41 protein-coding genes are annotated in these 20,768 nt (G+C 57.9%); 15 read left to right on the top strand and 26 right to left on the bottom strand.

Translation table 11 applies throughout. The features are described 5' to 3' along the window. The first annotated feature begins 55 nt into the window (after positions 1-55). Entirely contained in the window at positions 56-466 is a 411-nt protein-coding gene (locus NCN06_RS01550) for a YccF domain-containing protein (protein WP_115021881.1), read from the top strand. On the opposite strand, the gene NCN06_RS01545 is transcribed toward NCN06_RS01550, so the two are convergent. Then, positions 467-820 (bottom strand): hypothetical protein, encoded by a 354-nt coding sequence (locus tag NCN06_RS01545; protein WP_115021880.1) that lies wholly within the window; start codon positions 818-820, stop codon positions 467-469. 166 nt (positions 821-986) lie between these two features. On the opposite strand from NCN06_RS01545, the gene NCN06_RS12850 reads away from it, so the two are divergent. After that, positions 987-1,157: a DUF8642 family protein gene (locus NCN06_RS12850; RefSeq protein ID WP_502988820.1), complete on the top strand. Its 171-nt coding sequence runs from the start codon at positions 987-989 to the stop codon at positions 1,155-1,157. Between the two features lie 128 nt (positions 1,158-1,285). On the opposite strand, the gene NCN06_RS01540 is transcribed toward NCN06_RS12850, so the two are convergent. Further along, the gene (locus NCN06_RS01540; RefSeq protein WP_115021878.1) at positions 1,286-1,522 is read right to left on the bottom strand and encodes a hypothetical protein; all 237 of its coding nucleotides are present in this window, start codon (positions 1,520-1,522) and stop codon (positions 1,286-1,288) included. 85 nt (positions 1,523-1,607) lie between these two features. Here NCN06_RS01540 and sodC point away from each other — a divergent pair, with 85 nt between their 5' ends. Then, the gene (gene sodC / locus NCN06_RS01535) at positions 1,608-2,144 is read left to right on the top strand and encodes a superoxide dismutase [Cu-Zn] SodC (RefSeq protein ID WP_250398581.1); all 537 of its coding nucleotides are present in this window, start codon (positions 1,608-1,610) and stop codon (positions 2,142-2,144) included. A gap of 221 nt (positions 2,145-2,365) precedes the next feature. Here sodC and NCN06_RS01530 read toward each other — a convergent pair whose 3' ends face one another. Further along, positions 2,366-2,536 carry a hypothetical protein gene (locus tag NCN06_RS01530; protein ID WP_170951181.1) on the bottom strand — a complete coding sequence of 57 codons (171 nt, stop codon included), beginning with the start codon at positions 2,534-2,536 and terminating at the stop codon, positions 2,366-2,368. Between the two features lie 111 nt (positions 2,537-2,647). On the opposite strand from NCN06_RS01530, the gene NCN06_RS01525 reads away from it, so the two are divergent. Then, the gene (locus tag NCN06_RS01525) at positions 2,648-2,905 is read left to right on the top strand and encodes a hypothetical protein (protein WP_250398580.1); all 258 of its coding nucleotides are present in this window, start codon (positions 2,648-2,650) and stop codon (positions 2,903-2,905) included. Positions 2,906-3,001: 96 nt separating this feature from the next. Here the strand turns inward: NCN06_RS01525 and NCN06_RS01520 are convergent, their stop codons facing one another. The 3 genes from NCN06_RS01520 to NCN06_RS01510 all read right to left on the bottom strand — a co-directional run bounded on the left by NCN06_RS01520 (position 3,002) and on the right by NCN06_RS01510 (position 5,230). After that, positions 3,002-3,247: an RNA recognition motif domain-containing protein gene (locus NCN06_RS01520; RefSeq protein WP_115022097.1), complete on the bottom strand. Its 246-nt coding sequence runs from the start codon at positions 3,245-3,247 to the stop codon at positions 3,002-3,004. Between the two features lie 441 nt (positions 3,248-3,688). After that, complete coding sequence (locus NCN06_RS01515; RefSeq protein ID WP_250398579.1) at positions 3,689-4,882, bottom strand: glycosyltransferase family 2 protein; 1,194 nt, start codon at positions 4,880-4,882, stop codon at positions 3,689-3,691. Positions 4,883-4,912: 30 nt separating this feature from the next. After that, a complete protein-coding gene (locus NCN06_RS01510) occupies positions 4,913-5,230 on the bottom strand; it encodes a DUF3303 domain-containing protein (protein ID WP_115022096.1) in 318 nt (105 codons plus the stop codon). Positions 5,231-5,371: 141 nt separating this feature from the next. Between NCN06_RS01510 and NCN06_RS01505 the strand changes: the two genes are divergently transcribed. Continuing rightward, the gene (locus tag NCN06_RS01505; protein WP_166017014.1) at positions 5,372-5,542 is read left to right on the top strand and encodes a hypothetical protein; all 171 of its coding nucleotides are present in this window, start codon (positions 5,372-5,374) and stop codon (positions 5,540-5,542) included. Between the two features lie 246 nt (positions 5,543-5,788). Here NCN06_RS01505 and NCN06_RS01500 read toward each other — a convergent pair whose 3' ends face one another. Both NCN06_RS01500 and NCN06_RS01495 read right to left on the bottom strand, forming a co-directional pair. Then, complete coding sequence (locus NCN06_RS01500; protein WP_250398578.1) at positions 5,789-6,316, bottom strand: DUF924 family protein; 528 nt, start codon at positions 6,314-6,316, stop codon at positions 5,789-5,791. Further along, on the bottom strand, positions 6,313-7,986 hold the full coding sequence (locus NCN06_RS01495) for a protein adenylyltransferase SelO family protein (protein WP_250398577.1): 1,674 nt from the start codon (positions 7,984-7,986) through the stop codon (positions 6,313-6,315). The genes NCN06_RS01500 and NCN06_RS01495 overlap by 4 nt, the downstream gene beginning before the upstream one ends. 107 nt (positions 7,987-8,093) lie before the next feature. On the opposite strand from NCN06_RS01495, the gene NCN06_RS01490 reads away from it, so the two are divergent. After that, positions 8,094-8,240, top strand: a complete 147-nt coding sequence (locus NCN06_RS01490; protein ID WP_250398576.1) for a hypothetical protein — start codon at positions 8,094-8,096, stop codon at positions 8,238-8,240. Positions 8,241-8,267: 27 nt separating this feature from the next. On the opposite strand, the gene NCN06_RS01485 is transcribed toward NCN06_RS01490, so the two are convergent. The 3 genes from NCN06_RS01485 to NCN06_RS01475 all read right to left on the bottom strand — a co-directional run bounded on the left by NCN06_RS01485 (position 8,268) and on the right by NCN06_RS01475 (position 8,843). Further along, positions 8,268-8,444 carry a hypothetical protein gene (locus NCN06_RS01485; protein WP_170951184.1) on the bottom strand — a complete coding sequence of 59 codons (177 nt, stop codon included), beginning with the start codon at positions 8,442-8,444 and terminating at the stop codon, positions 8,268-8,270. A 3-nt stretch (positions 8,445-8,447) separates the two neighbouring features. Beyond that, positions 8,448-8,609, bottom strand: a complete 162-nt coding sequence (locus NCN06_RS01480; RefSeq protein WP_166017019.1) for a hypothetical protein — start codon at positions 8,607-8,609, stop codon at positions 8,448-8,450. A gap of 81 nt (positions 8,610-8,690) precedes the next feature. Further along, the gene (locus tag NCN06_RS01475; RefSeq protein ID WP_226407441.1) at positions 8,691-8,843 is read right to left on the bottom strand and encodes a hypothetical protein; all 153 of its coding nucleotides are present in this window, start codon (positions 8,841-8,843) and stop codon (positions 8,691-8,693) included. Between the two features lie 106 nt (positions 8,844-8,949). Between NCN06_RS01475 and NCN06_RS01470 the strand changes: the two genes are divergently transcribed. Together NCN06_RS01470 and NCN06_RS01465 are read left to right on the top strand one after the other, a co-directional pair. After that, positions 8,950-9,111, top strand: coding sequence for a hypothetical protein (locus tag NCN06_RS01470; protein WP_170951186.1), 162 nt, complete (start codon positions 8,950-8,952; stop codon positions 9,109-9,111). A gap of 110 nt (positions 9,112-9,221) precedes the next feature. Next, on the top strand, positions 9,222-9,665 hold the full coding sequence (locus NCN06_RS01465; RefSeq protein WP_250398575.1) for a tellurite resistance TerB family protein: 444 nt from the start codon (positions 9,222-9,224) through the stop codon (positions 9,663-9,665). A gap of 57 nt (positions 9,666-9,722) precedes the next feature. Here NCN06_RS01465 and NCN06_RS01460 read toward each other — a convergent pair whose 3' ends face one another. The 5 genes from NCN06_RS01460 to NCN06_RS01440 form a co-directional block, all read right to left on the bottom strand. Beyond that, entirely contained in the window at positions 9,723-9,872 is a 150-nt protein-coding gene (locus NCN06_RS01460) for a hypothetical protein (RefSeq protein WP_166017022.1), read from the bottom strand. A gap of 78 nt (positions 9,873-9,950) precedes the next feature. After that, on the bottom strand, positions 9,951-10,190 hold the full coding sequence (locus NCN06_RS01455; protein ID WP_166017023.1) for a hypothetical protein: 240 nt from the start codon (positions 10,188-10,190) through the stop codon (positions 9,951-9,953). 29 nt (positions 10,191-10,219) lie between these two features. Beyond that, positions 10,220-10,387, bottom strand: a complete 168-nt coding sequence (locus tag NCN06_RS01450; protein WP_170951187.1) for a hypothetical protein — start codon at positions 10,385-10,387, stop codon at positions 10,220-10,222. Positions 10,388-10,466: 79 nt separating this feature from the next. Then, positions 10,467-10,658 carry a hypothetical protein gene (locus tag NCN06_RS01445; protein ID WP_115021857.1) on the bottom strand — a complete coding sequence of 64 codons (192 nt, stop codon included), beginning with the start codon at positions 10,656-10,658 and terminating at the stop codon, positions 10,467-10,469. 76 nt (positions 10,659-10,734) lie between these two features. Beyond that, positions 10,735-11,100, bottom strand: a complete 366-nt coding sequence (locus NCN06_RS01440) for an AbrB family transcriptional regulator (protein WP_115021855.1) — start codon at positions 11,098-11,100, stop codon at positions 10,735-10,737. A 510-nt stretch (positions 11,101-11,610) separates the two neighbouring features. Here NCN06_RS01440 and NCN06_RS01435 point away from each other — a divergent pair. Beyond that, the gene (locus tag NCN06_RS01435; protein ID WP_250398574.1) at positions 11,611-12,066 is read left to right on the top strand and encodes a lipocalin-like domain-containing protein; all 456 of its coding nucleotides are present in this window, start codon (positions 11,611-11,613) and stop codon (positions 12,064-12,066) included. A gap of 19 nt (positions 12,067-12,085) precedes the next feature. On the opposite strand, the gene NCN06_RS01430 is transcribed toward NCN06_RS01435, so the two are convergent. Beyond that, positions 12,086-12,343 (bottom strand): hypothetical protein, encoded by a 258-nt coding sequence (locus tag NCN06_RS01430; RefSeq protein WP_250398573.1) that lies wholly within the window; start codon positions 12,341-12,343, stop codon positions 12,086-12,088. Between the two features lie 82 nt (positions 12,344-12,425). Between NCN06_RS01430 and NCN06_RS01425 the strand changes: the two genes are divergently transcribed. After that, positions 12,426-13,664, top strand: a complete 1,239-nt coding sequence (locus NCN06_RS01425) for a cytochrome P450 (RefSeq protein ID WP_250398572.1) — start codon at positions 12,426-12,428, stop codon at positions 13,662-13,664. Here the strand turns inward: NCN06_RS01425 and NCN06_RS01420 are convergent. The 7 genes from NCN06_RS01420 to NCN06_RS01390 all read right to left on the bottom strand — a co-directional run bounded on the left by NCN06_RS01420 (position 13,646) and on the right by NCN06_RS01390 (position 17,753). Further along, on the bottom strand, positions 13,646-13,900 hold the full coding sequence (locus NCN06_RS01420) for a PM-15 family protein (RefSeq protein WP_250398571.1): 255 nt from the start codon (positions 13,898-13,900) through the stop codon (positions 13,646-13,648). The genes NCN06_RS01425 and NCN06_RS01420 overlap by 19 nt on opposite strands. A gap of 65 nt (positions 13,901-13,965) precedes the next feature. Continuing rightward, on the bottom strand, positions 13,966-14,190 hold the full coding sequence (locus NCN06_RS01415; protein WP_166017027.1) for a hypothetical protein: 225 nt from the start codon (positions 14,188-14,190) through the stop codon (positions 13,966-13,968). Positions 14,191-14,202: 12 nt separating this feature from the next. After that, complete coding sequence (locus NCN06_RS01410) at positions 14,203-14,811, bottom strand: hypothetical protein (protein WP_250398570.1); 609 nt, start codon at positions 14,809-14,811, stop codon at positions 14,203-14,205. Positions 14,812-15,421: 610 nt separating this feature from the next. Continuing rightward, a complete protein-coding gene (locus NCN06_RS01405) occupies positions 15,422-16,294 on the bottom strand; it encodes a phycobilisome rod-core linker polypeptide (protein WP_226398562.1) in 873 nt (290 codons plus the stop codon). 197 nt (positions 16,295-16,491) lie between these two features. Continuing rightward, entirely contained in the window at positions 16,492-16,725 is a 234-nt protein-coding gene (locus tag NCN06_RS01400) for a hypothetical protein (RefSeq protein ID WP_226398563.1), read from the bottom strand. 106 nt (positions 16,726-16,831) lie between these two features. After that, the gene (locus tag NCN06_RS01395) at positions 16,832-17,542 is read right to left on the bottom strand and encodes a response regulator transcription factor (RefSeq protein WP_166017031.1); all 711 of its coding nucleotides are present in this window, start codon (positions 17,540-17,542) and stop codon (positions 16,832-16,834) included. A 25-nt stretch (positions 17,543-17,567) separates the two neighbouring features. Beyond that, positions 17,568-17,753, bottom strand: a complete 186-nt coding sequence (locus tag NCN06_RS01390; protein ID WP_115094134.1) for a hypothetical protein — start codon at positions 17,751-17,753, stop codon at positions 17,568-17,570. Positions 17,754-17,761: 8 nt separating this feature from the next. Here NCN06_RS01390 and NCN06_RS01385 point away from each other — a divergent pair, with 8 nt between their 5' ends. Together NCN06_RS01385 and NCN06_RS01380 are read left to right on the top strand one after the other, a co-directional pair. Further along, entirely contained in the window at positions 17,762-17,965 is a 204-nt protein-coding gene (locus NCN06_RS01385; RefSeq protein ID WP_250398569.1) for a hypothetical protein, read from the top strand. A gap of 46 nt (positions 17,966-18,011) precedes the next feature. Beyond that, entirely contained in the window at positions 18,012-18,731 is a 720-nt protein-coding gene (locus NCN06_RS01380; RefSeq protein ID WP_250398568.1) for a class I SAM-dependent methyltransferase, read from the top strand. Here NCN06_RS01380 and NCN06_RS01375 read toward each other — a convergent pair. Then, the gene (locus NCN06_RS01375; protein WP_206339137.1) at positions 18,725-18,910 is read right to left on the bottom strand and encodes a hypothetical protein; all 186 of its coding nucleotides are present in this window, start codon (positions 18,908-18,910) and stop codon (positions 18,725-18,727) included. The two genes, NCN06_RS01380 and NCN06_RS01375, sit on opposite strands and share 7 nt — an antisense overlap. A 97-nt stretch (positions 18,911-19,007) precedes the next feature. On the opposite strand from NCN06_RS01375, the gene NCN06_RS01370 reads away from it, so the two are divergent. From NCN06_RS01370 to NCN06_RS01360, 3 genes are all read left to right on the top strand, one after another. Next, complete coding sequence (locus NCN06_RS01370) at positions 19,008-19,490, top strand: hypothetical protein (RefSeq protein ID WP_226398567.1); 483 nt, start codon at positions 19,008-19,010, stop codon at positions 19,488-19,490. Continuing rightward, positions 19,474-19,842: a hypothetical protein gene (locus NCN06_RS01365; RefSeq protein WP_226398568.1), complete on the top strand. Its 369-nt coding sequence runs from the start codon at positions 19,474-19,476 to the stop codon at positions 19,840-19,842. The genes NCN06_RS01370 and NCN06_RS01365 overlap by 17 nt, the downstream gene beginning before the upstream one ends. A 137-nt stretch (positions 19,843-19,979) precedes the next feature. Further along, entirely contained in the window at positions 19,980-20,207 is a 228-nt protein-coding gene (locus NCN06_RS01360; protein ID WP_250398567.1) for a hypothetical protein, read from the top strand. 318 nt (positions 20,208-20,525) lie between these two features. Here NCN06_RS01360 and NCN06_RS01355 read toward each other — a convergent pair whose 3' ends face one another. Then, entirely contained in the window at positions 20,526-20,696 is a 171-nt protein-coding gene (locus NCN06_RS01355) for a hypothetical protein (RefSeq protein WP_250398566.1), read from the bottom strand. Positions 20,697-20,768: the final 72 nt, after the last annotated feature.

Raw genomic sequence — 20,768 nt, 5'->3', positions numbered from 1 at the left:
ACACCTTTTACAGAATTTAACGAACGGAGATCAGCTTTGCCGTGACAATGGAGACATGATTTCTATGGCCCTCAACCTTCTCTGGGTTGTTCTCGGCGGCCTACCCATGGCTCTGGCCTGGTGGGTTGCAGCATTGATCTGCGCCATCACCATCGTGGGGCTGCCCTGGGCACGGTCGTGCTGGGTGATGGGGCTTTTCTCTCTGTGGCCCTTCGGTTCAGAAGCGGTCAACCGCCGTGATCTCAGGGGTAGAGACGACCTAGGAACGGGGCCCCTCGGCCTGATCGGAAACGTGATTTGGTTCCTTGTGGCTGGGTGGTGGTTGGCCCTGGGTCACCTCAGCAGTGCATTGGCCTGCTTCGTCACGATCATCGGCATTCCCTTCGGCATTCAGCACATCAAACTGGCGTTGATTGCTCTGGCCCCCGTCGGCATGACAGTTGTGAAATCCAAGGGCTTGGACTGATCAGAACAACAATTGAACAAGCCAGACCATGGCTAAACCCAGCACGCCAGCCAGCAACAGTCCGCCAACCAGGAAAGCGATACCAGCGGCCAGTCCGATCCTGGCCATGGTGTCTGGATAAAGAAGAAACAAGGTCAGCCCCAAAGCCAAAGGCCAGAGGGGCGGAATCAACAGACAGACGCCCGTCAAAATCACCAGCTTTCGATCACGCCGTTTCCTTGTTTCCACTCGCGTGGCCACGGCGTCAGCGGCACGATCAAGCTCAGCCTGCTCATCTTCACTGAGCCAGCGCCCAAGAGCCTTGGCACGATCAAGCTCGTCCTCAAGCCGCTCAGTGGGATTCCGGTTATTCATCCAATCACCTTAAACAGGCTGGACTGGCAATCACATCGACTTTGGATTCAAGGCGTGCCAACAAATCCATCAACATGGTTATAGGTAATCTTATCTAGGTATTTACCCGCCGAAATAAAATAATTGCCTTAAAAGAAAAATCAGCATAGTGTCGCCTAGCGAACCGATGAAAGACATGCTAAGTAGAACTCTTGAATCACCAAACGCAGCTCAAGCCTGTGTAACTGAATCCCAAGTCAATGCCTATTTTGAATGCCTAACCCTCTGCAATCTTGACGATGGCAGCTGCTACGAACAATGCATTCTTGTACATCTAAAAAGTGAGGATGAGTCATGAGAACCTTGAATCATCAAAGACAAATCGGCGTTGCATCCCTGGTTTCAACAATTGCTGTCGCCCTTCTCGTCATTGGTTTTATGGGGATGGCTCAACACATCAATGCCAGCGTGCTCTGAACGATCTGGTTACTTCTGACGCTTAAAGGTGTAGCAACCACCGTGGTATCCGGTGAAGGGTTGGGCATAGGTCACAAGCTCCCAACCCTGCTCACCCAACTCATTCATCAATCCCACCAGACTGACATCACGCTGCGGATGGTTTCTGGAAATCAGCTGGCGATCATCCAGCCAGAGCTCCTCAATTTCGCCGGTCCATGTCTTACCACGGGGTACGAAGCGCAACTGGGTGTATTCCCACCGCATTACCAAGCATCAACCGAACGATGCACCATCTTCGCCGCAGAAGGCACCGACTGGGGTGCACAATTCAAGAACATGCTGTTCTGTGATGCGTCGCCTGCTCGCTCAGCTCCTTGTACTCATCAGCCTGATCACCATCACACCCGGCTGGTGCGGAGCCTTGGAGGTGACACTGCAACGCATTGATGGCAACGGCACTGGCGAGTCAATCGGCAGCATCACAGCGCAGGACACCGATCAAGGCCTGGTGATCTATCCCGATCTGTCGGGGCTGACACCAGGGGAGCATGGCTTTCACCTCCACAGCGTTGGCAGCTGTGATGCAAGCGAAACCGAGAATGGCACCGCAGTTGCCGGCCTTGCCGCGGGTGGGCATTGGGATCCTGACGGATCAGGCCAGCACCTCGGCCCCTTCGGCAACGGCCACCGAGGCGACCTGAGCAAGTTGATCGTGGATGACGACGGCAACACAAACACGAGCGTTGTTGCACCGCGGCTCAGCACAGCCGATCTCCGGGGCAAGGCACTGATTGTTCACGCTGGTGGCGACACCTACAGAGACGAACCACCCCTCGGCGGAGGTGGAGCACGGGTTGCCTGTGGCGTGGTGCAAGACGATCGCTAAACGATCAGAGCGCTAGCCCCGCCCGATTAACGGTTCACCAACCTCGAGTGCAGGCGACAAACCCTGAGCGCCTGAACGGGAGGTTCCTGACAGAGGGCTCCGAGCTCACTGTTCAGCTGACGGAACAGGGAGAGATCTGCCCCGGGGATCGATGGAAACATGAGGAACAAACCTGAGGCGATCAAACCGATCACAGCACTGGTCCAACTCTTACGAGAATCTTAAGCCTGCGTTGATTGGGCATCGTCTTCGTTCCGACAGACCACGGCCATGAGGGAATCAATGTGCAACATCAGACCAACGCGCCAGGCAGCATCCTCATTGCAAGCCTCAATGGTCTCCACCAGAATCGAGCCTCCACGCTCAATGATCAGGTCATAGGCGGGTGGCATCGGATTCGTTGCATGGCCTCTCCATTCAGGTGCCAGAGCTCGTTTGGCACATCCCCCAGCTGAGGGATTTCAACGGAGTGAGCATGATGAAGACCCCGGCTTTCCAAATCGTTGTTCAAGTCCCCCCTATTTCGCCGCGTCGGGATTTACATCGTGCTCAGCACAGCCGCCGTCACCGTCGTCAATCAGCTGCAGCTTGAGCAGCAGAGTGCCTACCAGATCTATATCCCGATGTTCATTGGGATTTATGTGCTCTCGCGTTGGATCGATAGCCGGTTCAACCAGGCCTCTCAAAACCAACAGATCAACACAGGCGCAGCACAAAAGGAGGGATCACCCTCATCGACCGAGCGAGGCTTCGGAAGTTGAGCCAAGCAATCTCATCAAAAGAACGCCTTGGCGAACGAAAGAGTGGTGGGGCGGTGATCAATCACCGCCCCACCACCCGTTGATTGATCCTGAGGATCAGCGGCGAGGTTCGGCCTTACGAACCGAGATGGCACGCCCCATCCACTCGACGTTCTGAAGATCATCAATCGCCGATTGCTCATCGGCTTCATTGCTGAGATCCACAAAAGCGAAACCACGCTTGCGGCCTGTCTCCCGGTCCAGCGGTAAGGAGCATTTGCTCACTTCGCCGTACTGGCCGAACAGGTGTACCAAATCCTCCCGCTCAGCGTCCCAGGAGAGATTTCCAATAAAGATCGTCAAAAAAAAGACTGGCTCAACACTGATTACCTTCGCACACAGCGAACCGAAGGCGTTGAACGTTCCTTTTTCGCATCGAACAGCATCGGCTCAGCGGGGCCCAAAAGGCGCTCTGGATGGGTCAGCGCAATGGCGTGGTCCAGAGAGACCAGAAAGCATCGTTCAAGCGTGAATTCCATAGAAGGCCTTTTATTCGAGCCAAGTTGAGCCTTAACGAAAGCAGGCTTAAGGCAGTTAGGGCCTTGAGATGACTGGACTCAGCGGCACAAAATCAGACGATTTCATCAACGCAGCCAAGGCACGCGGAGAGGCTGCTTTAAAAGACAAACAGCCCAGATTGACCAAGCTGGAAACGGCATTCCGACATGCAGCGCTGCGGCGTCGGGCTGAAGATGCACGCAAACAGGCTCGCCACTCGTGATGGTCTGATCGGACCAAACTCCCCTAACCGAGAGCGCGTCCTTTCCAGGTCCAGCCACGACCAGTGCGTGTGCGCCAGATCGAAACAGGACCGATCGCACCCACCAGCAAACCACCCACACCCATCAGGTACCAGTACCTCATGGGCACATCAAAGGTGCTGCGCGTCCAGAGCCGCAGCAGCAGCTGCTGAACGATGGCTAGACCCGCCAAAGCCATGAGCCACAACCAAGCGACCGACAGCACGGGCTGAAGCCAAAGCAGAACAAGCGATGTCAGCAACAACAGCCACGGGGCTGTGAACATCAGGACCACCACCAAGGCGGCACCGATGGCTTTGCCTGGATCCCTGTCCAACCCGATGAACCAATTCTTGGTCCACCCCTCCCAGAGGGCAGCGAGGTCGGCATACATCCGAAGGTCGACCGCATCAAGACCCAGCAAATAGCTAAGTCGATAGCCGCCGGCCTTGATGGCCCGGGCGAGGGCGAGATCCTCCACCACTTCGCCCGCGAGAGCCCGGTGACCGCCGATGCACTCGTAGGTGGATGCCTTAAACAACATGAACGGACCTGCCGCAAACGCCACCGGCGATTGCGGATCGTTGGTTTCAAGGATGGGGAAGCCAAGGCCCAGCAGGCTGGCCATGATCGGCTGCACCATCCACTCCGCCAGGCATCCGCAGCTCAGTCGAGGGGCCAGGCTCAGCAGATCGGCATGCTCATCAACAGCTTGCGCCAGGGACCGCTGAAGAGCATCCGGCTTCAGTCGAACGTCTGCATCAATAAACAAGAGCCAATCGCTGGAGACCTGCTCGACGGCCTTGCTACAGGCCCAGTTCTTGCCGACCCAGCGCTCGTCGGCAGGTCGGGGGCCCGCCTTGATCAGGCGGAACCGTGAAGCGGTGGAACCGGCCCGGATGGCGTTCTCGACGGTCGCATCTGTTGACTCGTCGTCCACCACCACCACCGACCAATCCCGGCAAGGGGGCGCACTGGCCAGCACGCTGCCCAGGCAGTCAGCGATGTTATGGGCTTCGTTGAAGGCGGGGATGACCACCGTCAGAGACGTGTCTGGGGCGGGAGCCTCCTGGGCCGGCTTTAATCGCGGTGCGACAGCAAACACCCGTCGCAGACCCAACTGAAGGATCAACAATCCCGCTGAAGCTGCTGTGGCCGTAACGAGGAGCAGCACAGGCTCAAGCAAGGCGAGCGTCACGGCCAGACAACGGTGTGAAGGAGAGCCGTCTCAGTCGACGGATGCTGCAGCTTCCACCATCGGCCACATGGCAGCAAATTCGGCATCCGAAACCACGGCGGTGACATCGAACTGAATACCGAAATCCTTGATCCAAGGGCCGAGGTGCGCCCAGACCTTGCCGATATCACTGGCAACGGCAATTGCCACCCCACTACCGCTGATCGGCTCGCAGACGCGATATTTGAGTGCGAAGCCATCAAAGACATCTCCAGGGGCTCCAGCATTGATGTACTCAGCAAAGCCTGGAGATGACTCCCAAGCCCCCTCCACAGTCGGGAACGTCCAGACAATCAGATAGTGCTGCAAGGTGAAGGGTGCATCCAACTGATTCGTAGCCACGGAATGCAGCCATCAACGCTAAATCGCAACTGAATTCAGCAGTCATTCAGGAGGAGCTTCGCGAAGAGCTGGCAGCGGGCTACAGCTGAAATAGGTCTTAGCGCAGTCATGGCTCTCCACGTCGCCAATGAAATGGATGAAGTCGAAGTCGCTGTCTGGTGGGACCTGTCGCGCATCGTCCGTCACTTCGAACGTCAAGGATTGGAGCGACGGGAGGTAAAAGTTGCCGTCATGAATGCGGCGCTTCGATTGATGGCTGATGAAGGGGAACAGAAGTAAGCAGAGCTCTACAACAAAGCTGAGCTGTCATCAGGAGGAGAAATAATTGCGTTGGTTTACATTCACCTCAACTCCTTTATCATTTTGCTCATCGAGAGACTGGATCAAGATTTGACTCGTTGATCTACCGTTTGAAACTGCCATAAATTCCTGAAAAATCGAGCTTAACGAGATACCATTTACGTTGAGACCATCGCTTGCTGAGAACGGATTGCGGAGATAGAGCGAGACACACGCGCAACGGGATCATCCTTCCAGAAACAAGACTTCTGCCCGTGAACTGCTGCGTCCGAGGGCAGCATTCCGCTGGGGATAACGACTGAAACGATGCAGCTGCATCAAATTGCGGCGGGCCACATCGGCTGTGGCGGCATCCGCCCATTGCTCCAGCAAGGGAATGGCCTTCGCCACCACGCCTTCCTCTTCGCTGTGCAGCAAAGGCATCAGCCAAAACTGACGTCGCGGTCGCTGCGGTTCAGCCGCAACCCATCCTTGTTGGAGGCCCATCAGGGCAACAGCCAACGCCTGTTGATCTCCTGAAAAAGCCCTGGCCTCCCCGCGCCAGATCTGACGGCTGAATTGATCCAGCAACAACACCAGAGCCAGAGCACTGGGGGGCCGATCGGCCCACTCCTGAAGATCACCGGCAAGGGCACGCTCAACCAAAGCACCGAAACGATCCGACACGAGGGCATCGAAGCTGTCGCGGCGACGAAACCACTGCCAGGGACGGCACTGCTGGAACCAGAAGTGCAGAACGTCGTCAGCGGTCAAGACGAACAGCTGTAGTGGGACACCCCTCCAGCGCTGAAGAACTCCCGGGGCTTCAAGCGGTCGTAGCGGGCCGCCAGGTCGGGGGAAGGGGTGTCGTAGGGGGCACTGAACAGCTGCTGCAGTTCAGCCATCAGAGAGGTGTTGCCTTCGGCTGCCTGTTGGTAAGCCGGAGCGATCAGCCACTCACGCCAGGTGATCGCCGGATTGACCCGCCGCATGCCCGCGGAGATCAGGGCCGGATCGACGCCATGGGGCCACTGGGCACGCCAGCGTTGCAACCAGTCCTGCCACTGGGATTCGAGGGTCGCCGAGAGGGGCAGATAGAAACAGTCCCGCAGCGGATCGATCTGATCGGGCAGATCCGACAAGCGGCGGAAGAACATTGAATAATCGGCGCTCGACTGCACCAGGAGCTGCAGTAACTCCTGCACCAGTGTTTCAGCGGTGCAGGACAAGCCGAGTTTGCTGCTCCACATCCGTTGCATGGCGTCCTGCATGGCAACAGGGAAACCCTCCAGCAACTGATCGAGTTGGGCCTGGGCCTCCGCCTGGCCCTCCATCAGCGTGCGCAGGGATTTCCAGAACATGCGGTAGTTGGCCTCAGCGGCAACCGGCTGGTTGAAAAAGCAGAAATGAGCTCCGCCACCGGTCCAGGGCTGAAAGCGCGGATCGAACAGCTCACAGAATCCGAATGGCCCGTAATCGAGGGTGAAGCCACCGGCGGCGCAGTTGTCGCTGTTGAAGTTGCCCTGGCAGTAGCCAACGCGGATCCAGTTGGCGACCAAGGCCGTGAGGCGATCACGGAACAACTGGGCCAACAGCACAACCTGATCGCTGAAGGGCAGGCGGGGATCGATCTCCTGGCGATAATTTCGTTCGATCAGGTGCGCCACGATCAGGTGCAGCTCCTGGTGCGCCTTGGGATGGGCATCACTGCGGGCACGGCGGGCGAACAACTCCAGCTGACCCACCCGCAGAAACGATGGCGCCACCCGGGTGCTAATGGCCGCGGGGTTGTCGACCATCACGTCCGGGTCCATGGAGCGTGAGTTCTCGGAATACCAGGGGCGACGAACCGTCTCGGCATGGGAGACGTAGAGAGTCAACGAACGGGAGGTGGGCACACCAAGGGCGTGCATGAACTCCTGCGCCAGAAACTCACGAACACTGGAGCGGAGCACCGCTCGACCATCAGCACCACGGCAATAGGGCGTCGGACCACCCCCTTTGAGCTGCATCTCCCAACGGCGGCCTTCAAACACCCCCTCAAACACCGACATGGCTCGGCCATCGCCGTAGCCGTTGCCATTTCCAAAGGGGCACTGCTGGGTGTATTCCGTGCCGTAGATCGACAGGGCATAGCCGGTGGCCCAGCCCCAGGGCCGCATTGGACCGGTGGCCACACGGAGATCGCCGGAGAACATCCGTCGGAATTGGCTGTCCTGGGCCAGGTCATCACTGAGACCAAGCTCGCCGAACAACGATCGGCTGTGCGCCAGGTATTCAGGATCGGGAATCGGGGTGGGGGTCACCGGCACGTAATGGCCGGAGAGAACCTGGCGTGGGCGGTGGTCCTGCCCATCCGCTGTCGCCTCCGGATCAGGGGTGAGGGCTTCCAACAGGGAATAGTCGGCCCGCTCGGCGAACTCAGCAAACGTGGCGGTGCTCATCGGGCCTTGAAGCTGACTCCATCATCGCCAGGGCAGCGGCCGGGTGTTTTGACCGATAGCCAACTGTGAGCAGAGGTTCTAAACCGAAGGAAGAGCACGAGGGAATGATGGGCAAAGCAAAGAAACTGCGCTCCGACAGCAGGCAAGAGGAACTGATCACCAGCCTGATCGGCCTGGCCGCCATCTTCGTGGCGACCGCCATCTGGTGGAGCCTGGCTCCCCAGTGGCTCACCAGCAGCTGGCAAAACTTTTAACCCGGCAGCTGCGTCGCAAAGGCGAAATCAGTAGTCAGGCATGGATGTTTCAGCCCGCAAGGTGCACCAAGGCTCAAGCAGAGTCGGGCGACCGCAGTGGGGGCAATCCTGCCCCCGACGCTCCACTTGTACGAAAGGGATCCAACGGGAGTTGTCCTTCCCCTCGTAGCCACAGTGCTTGCAGTGAATTCGGTACTCAGCCATGGCTCAAAGCGCGGACTTCTCCTGGCGTTGAACGGCTTCATGGGCCTGACGCAGGCCATGCACCATGAAGCAGTAAGCCGGATTGCAGACCAGATAACGCCCTTCACCGATGGCATCGATGGTGGAGCCTCGCGAGGTGGCAAAAATGCGGCTTTTGAACTCCATCCAATCTCCAGGTGCTGACCTCACTGTTGTGAGGACACAGAGCAACGGCAACCCGTGTAAAGGCGCATTTTTTTCAGTGGCTCAGTCGATCCGTTCGCAGTGGTCGCCATCGCACTGCAATCCGCATTGGGGCTGCTTGGCGCCGTACTGCCATGGACGACGCATCGCCCAATACTCATCCACCAGACCGAGCAGGTAGGTGCCGATGCGTCGGAGCAGGGAGGGATGTTTCATCCCCTCAAGTTGGCAACAGCAGCACCAGCCTGCAACCGGACGCCACAGAATCGAAGTGGCAAAACGTGGCCTGGATGGGTTAGCCCCGAAGCAGTGCAATCGAGCCATGACCACCACGCAACACTCCAACCATCTGCTGGAAGAGCTCGTCGCCGAGGAAATCGTGTATCAGATTGATCAGATCGCTGAGGAGCTGCAGCGGGAAGGCTGGCCGATCGCCATGGTGAAACGGTTCATGCATGTGGCCGTGGAGCGTCTTCCGGAGTAAGGCCATCCCTCAGGTAGGCCAAACGACTCATCTGGGTCGCTCTGTGGCGCTTTAGACAATCACGAACCGGGGATTGCGTTGACAGTTGGGCAACACCTGCGTCATCCCCGATGAATGTCGTCACAGCCTTTGCGGCCGTTGGCCTCACAGCGGTGTCGTGGGACGACACCCTCAGCCGCGCCGGAGCAAGGGCATTCCGGCACGCCCTCGACTACCGCGAGCCCTACTGCCGGATGAGTGACAACGAGCTGGTGTTGCTGATGGATGCGGTGCTAGCCATGCGGCTGGAGCGGGGCACCAAAGCTCTGATGGTGGAGGCAGCCAAGGTGCTCACGGCCGATCAGGCCCTCACGGCTTACGCCATGGCCTCGGAACTAATGCGCTCCGACGGGCCCTATTCAGCCGAGGAGCGGCGCCGGCTTGATCTGTTGGCCTTGATGCTCTCCATCTCGCAAGTGGAAGCTGAACGCATCGATTCGGTCTTTGAGTTGCTACACGCCCCCCTGGAGTCGGCCTGCAAGGCACCAGCCGCAAGACCGTCAGCCGTCAGCTGAGGGCGATCGCCCCAAGATCAAGCGGGATGTGCAGCCGCTCAGCACCGATACAGAGGATCAGGCAGCTCGCTTGTCATCACCGAACCAGATGCCCCGGCGGCTGTCTGGCAGACGAACGACGGCGCGCTCATAGCGTTGACGGCAGCTGCGGGAACGGAGATGGTCCTCAGCTTCCTGAAGCAGCAGTTGCAGCCTGACGTCATCCATGGAATTGCCTTGATGCCAACCCATTCAGGCCACGATCTGAGCAGCGTCAAGGGCCTGGGGGAAGGGCCAAGGCAGCAGTCAACCTGGGTAGGCCACGTTCAACTCCTCCGATCCATAGCGGAGTAGGAAGTCCGCCTCGGATTGCTCGGAGAGCAATAGACAGGTGTGGTGGTTGTAGCCCGTTCGGTAGCAGTAGACATCAAGCCCCTCAGGGTTGCGATTGGAGAGAATGATTTCTCCCGTCCGAAGCACGTAGCGCGTCGACATCACGATCCACCAACTGATGTCTTCGAGATAGCGCTGATCAAGTGCAACCAATCACTTCTGTGCTGAGCTGCTCACCGGAATCATTCGGTGTCGACCCGGATGAAAAAACGACTTTCCACGTCCATCTCCCCCTGCTCATCGACTTCGGGATCGCCCTCCACCAATTCCACGGCGAAATCCTTATCGTCCAGTTCGTGCACAACGCTCTGACCATGCACCAGGTTGTGGACGAGCAGGAGTCGTTTCATCGGTGAACTGAGGCGCCATTCCACCGGTTGGTAGCAACAGGTTGATTGGAAGAGGTTGATTGCAACAGCCCTTCAACGTTCAGCGAAAGCCGAAACCATCACCAATTGGCTGCTTGGCTGAATATTCCCGCGACAAAGCGTCAAGCATCAGAGCGATGTAACGGTCATCCATGCCGATGTCTTGCTTCAGCTGCCGCATCATGTTGTTGATGCTCTTGAAGGTGTCTGGAATGTGATGGTCCAAATGCTCCTTGGTGGGTTGGTAGGGCATTGGAGCAAAAAAATTCCCCGTGGAACCTAAAGGGGCCACAGGGAGAAATGTTGTTTCTGCTGAACCAGAAAGGAAATCAATCCTCTTCTTCAGAACCACCCACGGGAATCAGGCGGATCTGCTTACGTCCCAGTTTGATTTCGTATTCATCGCCAGGCTGCAGTTCAAGAATGGCGGTGTAGGCCTTACCAATCAGCAGATTGCCATTGCCCTGAACCACAGCTTTGTAAGACAGCTTGCGACCACCCTTACCAACACCAGATCCACCGGTGGAAAAGGAGAGGCCCTTGGCTTCCAGCAGAGCCTCGTAGAACGCCGTGAATTTCACCTGTTCAGAGCCGTCTTTCTTGGTGACGACATAGCCACAACCTTTGGCCAGATCTGTTTTGGCGCAATCGCCAAGTTCCTTGACGCGGTTGAGCAATTCAGCTCCGGTAAGCATGGGACTGTGAGAACGAGACCTACGTATTAGACCCCATATTTGCAAGATCACAAGGGGATAAAAAAGCTGATTTCAGTTGATTTGCTCGGAAGTCTTTCAACACCGCAGGCTCGATCGATACACCCGATCGATGAAGCCGATCGATGCAACGGATTGCGAGCAAGAATCAAGCGACAAACTCGATCGCTATCGGTGGATGGTTTGACACAGCCATCAGATGCCAACAGATGGCATCGAAGATTGAACGAGATGACAGACACCGACTTTCAGTTCCAATCAGGTCCTGATCAGGGGGGCGTCGGTTGGTTGGTCAACACGAACCTCCACGTCAGCTGGCACCAGTCAGCCATCGACGCGCACCGCAGGACGACGCCATCAAAACCCGAGCAGTTTCGTGGTTGTTGTTACTGGATCGGCATTCAATGGCTTCAATTTCACAGGAATCCCGAGATCCAAGCTGTGGAAGCTGGATGGCGATCGATAGGTTGCTCGTCAGGAACAGGTTCAGTTGTGAGCGTCAGTGAGATTCAACCCGCCCAAACCATCACTCCACCCACAGTTCATGGCGCCTGGCAGCTGTTGAGCTACCGCGTCGAAGAACAATCCAATGGCAACACCTTTGCGCCAATGGGCGATCACCCCAGCGGATATGTGATCTTCACACCGGAAGGACGTCTCTCCTTCATGCTCTCGGCCGAAGGACGGCAACCAGGCGCCAGCGCCGAGGAGCGCTCATCTCTACTGAGCAACATGATTGCCTACACCGGTCTTTATCGCCTGGAGGGTGATCGCTGGATCACCCAGGTGGATGTGGCCTGGAACCCCGAGTGGGTTGGCACCGAACAGACCCGATTTTTCACAATCGACGGTGATCTGCTCACGGTGCGCACCCCCTGGAGGGTGATGCCCAACTGGCCCGAAAAAGGGCTGACCCGCAGCATCGTTCGCTTTCAACGCTGCCGCTGAAGCCCTAAATCACAGCTGTTCAAGTCTCCGTGTCACCCTTCTGCCCACCACAGGCATGACGAGGTTGGTATCCCTGCTGTTCGGCCAGATAACGGAGATAGACAATCTGATGACGATCCGGCATCCCGACAGCGGCGATCAGACCCAACGGCCCGAACAACAGGCCAGCCACCAACCAGCGGTTGCTGTTGCGTGCCTTCTGGGCGGCAACGGTCTTGGACAGTCCTGCGCTGATCAGATGGGAGACCAGCACCATGACCAGGAACTTGAAATCCACGGAGAACGCACAGCACACCCTTGGAGGTAGCCAGCACCTGAAGCACTGTCAGCCCTAGAACAGCTCCTGCCCCCCAGCTGCAATGACCACCACTCCCCTCCCCAGCACGGGCGCCATGAGCGGACTTGGGGAAACCCTGGCGTTCTTCACTCAAGCCGACTTCGCCCAACGGCGGTTCCAGGCCTACGGCGATGTGTTCGAAACCAAGCTGCTGGCCCAGCGCATGGTGTTCATCCGTGGTGAACGGGCCATCGGCGACTTGCTGGGCCAGGGCGATGCCCTGGAGGGTTGGTGGCCCGACAGTGTGCAGCAACTGCTGGGCAGCAAGTCGCTGGCCAACCGCAATGGCACAGGCCACAAAGCGCGCCGGCGGGTGGTGGGGCAACTGTTCTCCAGCGCTGCTCTGGCGCGCTACACCCCATCGATTCAGCAGTTGGTGGAGGAGCTATGCCAGGAGCTGGTCACCGCCGAGAAACCTTTGCCGCTGGCGGCACGGATGCGCCGCTTCGCCTTTGCGGTGATTGCCACCACGGTGCTGGGGCTGGATGGCGCTAGCCGCGATGCCCTGTTCGCCGACTTCGAGATCTGGACTCGGGCCCTGTTCTCGATTCCGCTGGCGATCCCGGGAACACCCTTCGCCAAAGCCATGGCCGCACGTCAGCGTCTGTTGCGGCGGATCAAGGCTGAGCTGCAACGGGACAGCAAGGCAGGGGGCCTTGATCTCCTAAGTGGCGGACTGGATGAAGCCGGCATCCCCCTGGACGATGACGACTTGGCCGAGCAACTGCTGCTGCTGCTGTTCGCCGGCTACGAAACCACCGCATCGTCACTGAGCTGCCTGTTTCGAGCGCTGCTGCTGAACCCGGAGATCGAGACCTGGTTACGGGAGGGACTGGCTGAAAGCGTGACGTCGCCGCGGCTGGATGCCACGGTGTTGGAAGTGATGCGGCTGACGCCTCCGGTGGGAGGGTTCTTCCGGCGCAGCCTGGCGCCGATCAGCCTGGCGGGGGTCGCCATTCCGCAGGGCAGCGTGGTTCAGGTGGTGCTGAGCCCGGCATCCGACAACGACGACGCCGACCTTGCGGCATTCCGGCCGCAACGGCACCTGGATGGATCCTTCGGGCAAACGTTGTTGCCCTTCGGCGGCGGCGAGCGGGTCTGCCTTGGCAAGGCCCTCGCGGAACTGGAGATCCGCCTAATGGCGGTTGGCGTGCTCCAGGCGGTGGAGCTGCAGCTGCAGCCAGATCAAGACCTGGCGCTGCAGCTGATTCCCAGCCCCAGCCCGAAGGACGGCCTGCTGGTTCAGGCGGCTGCGCGGTGACGACGGCGGCCCAGAGGTTCGATCCAATCCACCAACACCTCCTGGTGGCGCAGCATCGGTTCCGGCAGACGGCAACCGAGGTTGATCTCTCCTTGATCCATCAGGCGACCCAGCCGAATCGCAGCAGCTTCTTCCGGACGGTCAAAACTGCTCTGGTGCGAGGTCAGCCAGGTCACCTCATGCTCGGTGATCACCCCGGTGGAAAGGCTCTCGAGGAAAATTTCTCCGACAGTCATGAGAGTCGTGTAACGAATTCGTTACATCCTGGCGCGCCCGGCCAGGAGTCGCGACTCCGATCAGCTCAAGCCAGCCACTGGTCGGCATCCATCACCTTCTTGATCAGGAGACCGAGGCGCTTGAACTCAGCGAAGTTCACATCCTTCACCGCCTGATCGAGGCCGCAGTCGACCCAGGAACCATCGCTCTTCTCCTCAATGGTGAAGTCCTGCTCGAGGCTGTCGCGGCGGATCCGATAGGTGATGCCGTCCTCGTGGAGGAAGTCGGCAGAAACCAGCTGAAGACCCATCAATCGCTCGCGTTAATCCAGCGATGGTGCCGCGAAAGTATCAGCCACTGCAACAATCCAGCGGGCCGCTGCAGCTGTCACCTGTTCCTTGGTGACATTGAATTCCAGATCATGACCCTGCTCAAGCAGATCGGGAATGATCGTTTGCCAGGCCATGCCGGCGGCACTGGCATTGAGATCGCCGATCAGCACAAAAGCCTTGGCTGCCCCGGTGACGGCATCGGTGTACTCAGGATTGGCACTCACCTTGCTGCGGTACCAGTCACCCACCTGATCACGCTGGGCCTTGCTGAGGAACGGCGGAGCACCGACGAGATAGGCATCGAGCACGAGCATCGGGCTGGGAACACTTCTGCCGGGATGCTTGAGCTCGAACCAGGCCTGGCCGATGGAAGCGGCATCGGGCCAATGACAGAGGATCGCAGCGTCCTGACTGTCGAGAGTCCGCTGGGCTGCCAACTGATCAATGCGCTCAAGCAGGGCAGGCCCAGTGAGCGGCGGTTCACTTCGGGCGTGCTCGACCCGCACTTCATTGATGGCCTCGGCTACCGCAGCCTCATTGCCGCTGAGCTGCTCAAGAGCCCGCTTGAGGTTGGCGTCGGCGTCGGCTGGGCTGGCCAAGGAGCATCAGTCAGGGGCACTAACCAAGATCTCATCTCCGCTTCACGCGCTGACGGAAACAAGAAAGGGAGCGACTGCCGAAAGCAAGCCTGGCCAAGAGATCAACTCAAGAATCAAGCAACAGCCAAACATCACTAACTCCGATGGCGAACGCATCCCATCGCAGCAAAAACAGATCCTCTACTGATAATTTTCTACTTGCAAGTTATATCCAGATACCAAAAGACTTTTATCAAGACAGGTCTCAAATGGAAATTTTGGCGACGAATACTTGATTAATCGCAGATGAACATCAACAGGCGCATAGCCATTCTGCAGGCATTGTTGAAAAAACTTAGTCACCGCAACTTCGAGCAATTGAGTTTCAAAGAGAGCAGTCACCTGGCCACTCTCGTGCACCAAGAGCCCGAAGTAATGCATCAAACGATTCAAGAGCGACGAGATCTTACGGAAGCGTGGATCATTTTCAATGAGTATTCATACCCAGGGGCGGCCCAAGGGGGTTGAGGGCCACGCCAGCAGATCAGCCGCGCCGCCATTAAAAAAGGGCAAGAGAGTTAGCTCTCCTGCCCTTCTTGTTTCTCAGCTCAGTGCTGCAAGCAGCAATGAATCAGAAGCGGCCGTAGTTGAACTTGCCGCCATACATCCGACGGTAAGCAGCGTTGCGGGGGTTGCTGACTGCATTCGTGTAGGAGAAGCCACCACGATCGCTGTCGTCTGAGTAGACGGCAGCAGCGGCAAAGGAACCGAGATCCATGCTGAAGCGCTTCACCAGAGAAGGACCGGTGTACATGGCGTTTTCAGAGCTGGCATTTGCCGGAGTGATTTCGGCCATGCCAACAAAGGTGGAGCAGGAAGCCCGTGCTTCCGACTTGAAACCACGCAGGTAGGGAACCGTGTCAGTTCCGAAGGTTTCGAGATACTCCTCGGAGCGGACGAGGCTGTCGACGAAAGCGTCGAATCCCTCTTCAGCGATCAGCTGAATGCCAGCACTCACTTCCTTCTGATCGATGGGAGGACGCCCCAGCAGGTGCTTGGTGGTGAGCTCGATGCCGCGCATGGGAGACACGGCGTGGAAAAACTTCTGCTTGTAGAGCTCAGATTTGACCAGGCCGGCCATGAAGCCCTGCACATTGATGCGGCCATCACAGAGGAAGGCCTCCAGTGAGACGAGACGCTGGTTGGAGGAGATGCCGATGTTGCCGAACACCTGCTTGTAACCCGCGTTGATGGCAGCTTCCAGAGCCTGGCTGCCCGTTGAGGCATAGGAGTGGTTGATCGCCGAGAAGGGGCACTCCTCATGGATCCGAGGGCCCATGCCAATGCCCATGGCGGCGCATTGGTTTTGCTTGTACTCAGCAGGTGTGGATGCCGCCTTGCGTTTGTTGGAGCTGGCACTTTTGGTTGCGTCCACGGAGTTCGCAAAGGCGAAGGACACCCGCTGTTCGTGGGTGAAATCCCGCTTGTACTTCAGGGCTGGCATCCGAGGAAACAGTGAAATCAGATCAAAGATATGGCGATCTCTTAATTGTTGGAGATGAACTTAGTAATAGTTAAAAGCTGGGTTGCTCGCCCAAATGGCGTTGGCTGACTCACCCCACAACGAAGGCCTGGTCTCGCTCAAAACGCAGCGTCGCCAAGGGCTCTTGATCAACCGCAGACAACGGTTGAGATTGAATCTCAACCGCCGTTGCAGTAACGAACAGCTTCGGACTGAGACCTGCCATCTGCCACGACAGCCTCAACGCAGCCATTGAACAAACGGCTTTCCTGCTTCACGGCACACAAACCGAAGGCAATGGCCGCCAACGACACGGCTGAAACAACGGTGGCGGAGATCTGAATCACGCCATAGGCGAGCATCGCCCGCTTCTTGCCGTTGCAAGACTGCGGGTTGGTGGTTTCCTCGGACATCACAAAAAAGCAACGCAGTGACCCTATGGATCAAGCGGCGGCGACCGAAGCGGGATGGCGACCGTGATCACCGAACAGGCTTGCCGAAGTGAGTGAAGCAAGTGAATCAGCCGAGGGGATCGATCAAGCCATAAAGCAGTGCCATCACCGCCAACTGAGTGCGATCAGCAGCACCAAGTTTGTCTTTGGCATTCATCACATGGGTCTTCACCGTTTCCACCGAGATGCCGAGGCTGCTGCCAACCCCCTGGTTGGTGAGACCTCGGGCCACCCCCGCCACCACCTCCAGCTCACGCTCGGTGAGGTCTTCAATCAACGCGGGCAGATTCGGGTTCGGCGCCTGGGCCGCGCCAAGGCTACGAATCTCCTCGGGGAAATACACGCCTCCTTCGGCGAGGGTGTGAAGGGCTTGAACGAAATCACCCTTTCCTGTGCCAAGGCTTGATTTGAAGATCACGGCGTCGGCATAGGCCTCCATCGCCTCCTGCACCACGGCCTGGGTTTCGCGCACCAGCACGATCAGGAGCTGACAGGTGGGCAGCTCCGCCTTCACCCGCCGCAGCAGGTTCATGCCGTAGCCGGTTTCGAGATCCGCACTGCAGATCAGCAGGCTCGGCCGGGTGCGCAGCACCAACTCGAAGCCCTCCTCCTCGGTGGTGGCGGCGCCCACCACGGCACGGCGAATCGGCTCCGCCAGGCAGAGACAGGTGAGGGTTAGACGGTCACCGCAGCAGACCACCACCCGCTGGTTCTGAAAGAACTGCGCCGTCGCTTCGATGGCTTCATGCAACGCACGCGACTCAAGCCGCAGCTCCATTCCAAGACCTTCAGATGCCCTCCTTTTAGCGGCGTTTGGATGGCTCAGCTGCAGAGCCATCACGGCAGCTATCCCGACGAACAACGCCACGAATGCAGTGGGGATAGCGCTCACGCCCCAATCGCCAGGCTTGGGCGGCATCGGCCACCTGCACCGTTTCGGTCTGCAGCTCGCCCTTGCGCTGAAGGATCAAGTCGTAAACCGGGGGCATAGGAAGCAATGGCGCGCTTCTTTATTGAGCCCCAACAGCAGAAGAATCACATCCCTCAGTTGGGGGAGTCATCGGGGCGAGACCATCCCTCAGACGAGGGATGGCTCCAGCAGGCACCGTTGCTGGCAGACACGAGGGCGCTGGCTGACAAGACTGCAGTCAGGTTGGGAGGGGATGGGGTGCACAACGGCATCGGCAACCTCCAGGGCTGAATCGCACAAAGCAACCATCATTGGGAAAGATCCATCGCGGTGGCCCATGCCCTCCCTTGATTTCGATGGCGAGTACGGCCGCACCTATCGCAAGAGCATTCAAGACTCCATTCCCGGCCACGACGTTCTGCACGAGATCGCCAGAGCAGCGATCAAGGCCACAGCAAGCGATGCGCAGCAGGTGCTGGTGGTGGGTCCCGGCCCCGGCGATGAACTTCCAAACCTTCTCAACGCCTGCTCTGATGCTGAGCTGACGGTGCTCGAGCCCAGTGAGCTGATGCTGGAGCAATGCCGCAAAACCCTTTCGGATCACCCCGGCAGCAGCCGCTGCCGGTTGCTGCCCTGCACCCTGAACGCGGCGCTCGAGGGCGAACTGAACGGCGCCCGGTTTGATCTGGTGGTGTGCCACAACGTGCTTCACCTGCTGCCCCATGACGAGCAGAACGCGATGTTGCGCGAACTGACGCAGTGCACGGCTGATGGCGGCGTGTTGTTGCTGAGTGCCTACAGCGAAGCGGAGGAGGGCGAGAGCCAACGCGAAGTGTTCAATGTGGCGTGGCAACGGCTTGTCGACCGGGGCGTTCCTGAAGACCGGCTTGAAAAAATCAGGGACAGCCGCAACAAGGTGGTGTTCTCCCTTGATGCCAGCCGGGTCGCGGCTGTGCTGGAGCAAGCCGGTTGGCGTTCACCTCTGCAGCTCTATCAGGGATTGTTCATCCGCCTCTGGCTATGCCGAGCTGAGGGTCAGGCTGAAGCCACTCAGTAGGAGACGTAGGCCTTCAGATGCCTCGCCAGGGTCTGCACCAAACGGCTGCGGGCCCGGCGGGAACTCCAGCCCATGTGGGGTCTGACCAACAGATTCGGGGTATCCAGCAAGGCCTCAATCCGGGCAACGAAAGCCGCGAAGGCCTTCTTCAGGTTTACCGAAGCCAATGCTTCTTCCATCCCTCAGTTGAGGGAGACACCCCAACCAAACCATCCCTGAGATGCGGGAGGTGATGCCAGAGCAATCGAAAGAAGGTTGTGGTGTTGCAAAGCATCGATGCCAGAACTCTTGCCAACAGGCCATTTCCCAGTTGATCCGGTTGCTCTGGATCGAGACGACCTGAACCAGACCTATTGCGAGCTAAGGAACAGCTACAAGTCGGTGATGATCAGCCGCGGCGTCTTCCGAAGCAAAGCCGATCAGAACCGTGCGGCGATGCGGGAACTGGAAAGCAAGCTGCGAGCAATTGCCGAACGCGAAGCCAGCGTCCGCCAAGAGGCCTATGAAATGCTCGAAATCGTGACCAATGTGGTGGGCGAACTGGAGGATGCAGGCGATTCTCTGGTGAATGAATTCGGCGCCTATCAACTCGGCCGCCGAAGTTATCAAGGGGGTGCCTTCATTGGCAGGTTGATCAAAGCAGTGATTCGGTTCATCAACCGCTGGACGTCGACCAAACAGCAACTGACGGCGATGGTCGATAAACAGCAAGCCATGCAAGCAACACTCACGGAAGGAGCCGATGGGACGGATCGCTGACGCCCTACGGGCCACCCTCAAGACCGTTGCCGAATCAGATGCTCGGGCGCTGCGCGACCTCGATCAAAAGTTGCGCCGTGTTTCTGATGCAGAGCAGCCAACGTCGGCGTCGCTTCCAGGACAGGTGGATGCCAAAGCGTTGCTCGGAGAAGGCAGCTTTCACCAACAAACAGTGGCGAGCCTCAAGCGCATCTGCAAAACCAATGGCATCAAGGGCTATTCCAAGCTGAAGAAGGCGGAGCTATGCCAAGCCCTGGAGGCCAAGGGCGTTCAAGCACCACCGCCACCCTTGGAGAGCTTCAGCAAGAAGCAACTGGTGGCCATGTTGAAAACGGTTCTAGGGATGAAGTGATGTCCATTACCTCCAGATACGGCTAAGCCCCGCCCCTGTGTTGGGGGTTTCCCATGCAGATGCCAACCCGCCTTCGTGTCAATTGGCACAACACCCTTGCAATAGAGCCAGCAGATTGATGCTGTTGCTTCAAAGCTGTGGCCAGCCGGCTGCGTCGATCCCTGCTTCAACTCGGTGACCGAGTCACCCGTCGCGTGCCGCGATGGCCAGAAGGATCCTGGCCCGACGCCATGCAGCGCAGCCCGCGACGGGTACGAAGCTCGGCCAAGGATTTGATCAAAAGCAGCGCCAAAGCAGCGATTGATCTGGGCCGCCAGGCAGCACGCCTGGGGATGGAATCGATCAAAAGAACAAGCAACCGATGAATGGAAGCTTGTTGGTGCTGTCTGTTCTGCTGTTGATTGCAGGTGTGGCCTTGATCAGCCTGGGCTGACTAAGCACAATCACTCAACAAGACAAAACGGATCAATCGACGACCAAAATCAGAAAAAACGAGATCAGTTGATACAGATCACCATCCAGTTTTGCTTGATCGTTAGTGCAGCAAAGCCAGGTTCAAATGGAATTTCTGATTGCTAGTTGCTTCATCTTTCCGCTATCGGCGCTGTGGATCCAATCCCGGGAAGACGAGAACAACGAAGATGAGATGGACTTTCTTTGAGCCAACGACTTGGCCTTATGGCTCAAGACCTGGATGACGGCAGCGCTGAGCCATTCAGTTCATGGGCCAGGAGATCCTTGGCCAGCATGGTCAGAGCAACACCCATAAGTGCCAGAGCCATACCCAGATTTTCGTCTGAAGCAACAGCTACATTCCGGGATAATTCAAGATGTTTTTCCCAGGAAAAATGCATCAGATCCAGAGCTGCAAATGCTTTCTAAGGCCATAAGCCTTTGCGATCCGATTGATTAGCCGCATTCAGAAA

Origin of the sequence: Synechococcus sp. MU1648, from assembly GCF_023630615.1 — a bacterium.
GTDB lineage: Bacteria > Cyanobacteriota > Cyanobacteriia > PCC-6307 > Cyanobiaceae > Parasynechococcus.
The sequence above is the reverse complement of the archived record's forward strand: the minus strand, read 5'-3'. Positions and strand labels throughout refer to the sequence as shown.

Bases quoted from the DNA above. Each gene is read 5' to 3' on its own strand.
- NCN06_RS01550 (WP_115021881.1), top strand. From the start codon at position 56: ATGATTTCTATGGCCCTCAACCTTCTCTGGGTTGTTCTCGGCGGCCTA.
- NCN06_RS01545 (WP_115021880.1), bottom strand. From the start codon at position 820: ATGAATAACCGGAATCCCACTGAGCGGCTTGAGGACGAGCTTGATCGT.
- NCN06_RS12850 (WP_502988820.1), top strand. From the start codon at position 987: ATGAAAGACATGCTAAGTAGAACTCTTGAATCACCAAACGCAGCTCAA.
- NCN06_RS01540 (WP_115021878.1), bottom strand. From the start codon at position 1,522: ATGCGGTGGGAATACACCCAGTTGCGCTTCGTACCCCGTGGTAAGACA.
- sodC (WP_250398581.1), top strand. From the start codon at position 1,608: ATGCGTCGCCTGCTCGCTCAGCTCCTTGTACTCATCAGCCTGATCACC.
- NCN06_RS01530 (WP_170951181.1), bottom strand. From the start codon at position 2,536: ATGCCACCCGCCTATGACCTGATCATTGAGCGTGGAGGCTCGATTCTG.
- NCN06_RS01505 (WP_166017014.1), top strand. From the start codon at position 5,372: ATGGCTCTCCACGTCGCCAATGAAATGGATGAAGTCGAAGTCGCTGTC.
- NCN06_RS01495 (WP_250398577.1), bottom strand. From the start codon at position 7,986: ATGAGCACCGCCACGTTTGCTGAGTTCGCCGAGCGGGCCGACTATTCC.
- NCN06_RS01490 (WP_250398576.1), top strand. From the start codon at position 8,094: ATGGGCAAAGCAAAGAAACTGCGCTCCGACAGCAGGCAAGAGGAACTG.
- NCN06_RS01485 (WP_170951184.1), bottom strand. From the start codon at position 8,444: ATGGCTGAGTACCGAATTCACTGCAAGCACTGTGGCTACGAGGGGAAG.
- NCN06_RS01480 (WP_166017019.1), bottom strand. From the start codon at position 8,609: ATGGAGTTCAAAAGCCGCATTTTTGCCACCTCGCGAGGCTCCACCATC.
- NCN06_RS01475 (WP_226407441.1), bottom strand. From the start codon at position 8,843: ATGAAACATCCCTCCCTGCTCCGACGCATCGGCACCTACCTGCTCGGT.
- NCN06_RS01470 (WP_170951186.1), top strand. From the start codon at position 8,950: ATGACCACCACGCAACACTCCAACCATCTGCTGGAAGAGCTCGTCGCC.
- NCN06_RS01465 (WP_250398575.1), top strand. From the start codon at position 9,222: ATGAATGTCGTCACAGCCTTTGCGGCCGTTGGCCTCACAGCGGTGTCG.
- NCN06_RS01460 (WP_166017022.1), bottom strand. From the start codon at position 9,872: ATGGATGACGTCAGGCTGCAACTGCTGCTTCAGGAAGCTGAGGACCAT.
- NCN06_RS01450 (WP_170951187.1), bottom strand. From the start codon at position 10,387: ATGAAACGACTCCTGCTCGTCCACAACCTGGTGCATGGTCAGAGCGTT.
- NCN06_RS01445 (WP_115021857.1), bottom strand. From the start codon at position 10,658: ATGCCCTACCAACCCACCAAGGAGCATTTGGACCATCACATTCCAGAC.
- NCN06_RS01440 (WP_115021855.1), bottom strand. From the start codon at position 11,100: ATGCTTACCGGAGCTGAATTGCTCAACCGCGTCAAGGAACTTGGCGAT.
- NCN06_RS01425 (WP_250398572.1), top strand. From the start codon at position 12,426: ATGACCACCACTCCCCTCCCCAGCACGGGCGCCATGAGCGGACTTGGG.
- NCN06_RS01420 (WP_250398571.1), bottom strand. From the start codon at position 13,900: ATGACTGTCGGAGAAATTTTCCTCGAGAGCCTTTCCACCGGGGTGATC.
- NCN06_RS01415 (WP_166017027.1), bottom strand. From the start codon at position 14,190: ATGGGTCTTCAGCTGGTTTCTGCCGACTTCCTCCACGAGGACGGCATC.
- NCN06_RS01405 (WP_226398562.1), bottom strand. From the start codon at position 16,294: ATGCCAGCCCTGAAGTACAAGCGGGATTTCACCCACGAACAGCGGGTG.
- NCN06_RS01400 (WP_226398563.1), bottom strand. From the start codon at position 16,725: ATGTCCGAGGAAACCACCAACCCGCAGTCTTGCAACGGCAAGAAGCGG.
- NCN06_RS01395 (WP_166017031.1), bottom strand. From the start codon at position 17,542: ATGGAGCTGCGGCTTGAGTCGCGTGCGTTGCATGAAGCCATCGAAGCG.
- NCN06_RS01390 (WP_115094134.1), bottom strand. From the start codon at position 17,753: ATGCCCCCGGTTTACGACTTGATCCTTCAGCGCAAGGGCGAGCTGCAG.
- NCN06_RS01385 (WP_250398569.1), top strand. From the start codon at position 17,762: ATGGCGCGCTTCTTTATTGAGCCCCAACAGCAGAAGAATCACATCCCT.
- NCN06_RS01380 (WP_250398568.1), top strand. From the start codon at position 18,012: ATGCCCTCCCTTGATTTCGATGGCGAGTACGGCCGCACCTATCGCAAG.
- NCN06_RS01375 (WP_206339137.1), bottom strand. From the start codon at position 18,910: ATGGAAGAAGCATTGGCTTCGGTAAACCTGAAGAAGGCCTTCGCGGCT.
- NCN06_RS01370 (WP_226398567.1), top strand. From the start codon at position 19,008: ATGCCAGAACTCTTGCCAACAGGCCATTTCCCAGTTGATCCGGTTGCT.
- NCN06_RS01365 (WP_226398568.1), top strand. From the start codon at position 19,474: ATGGGACGGATCGCTGACGCCCTACGGGCCACCCTCAAGACCGTTGCC.
- NCN06_RS01355 (WP_250398566.1), bottom strand. From the start codon at position 20,696: ATGCATTTTTCCTGGGAAAAACATCTTGAATTATCCCGGAATGTAGCT.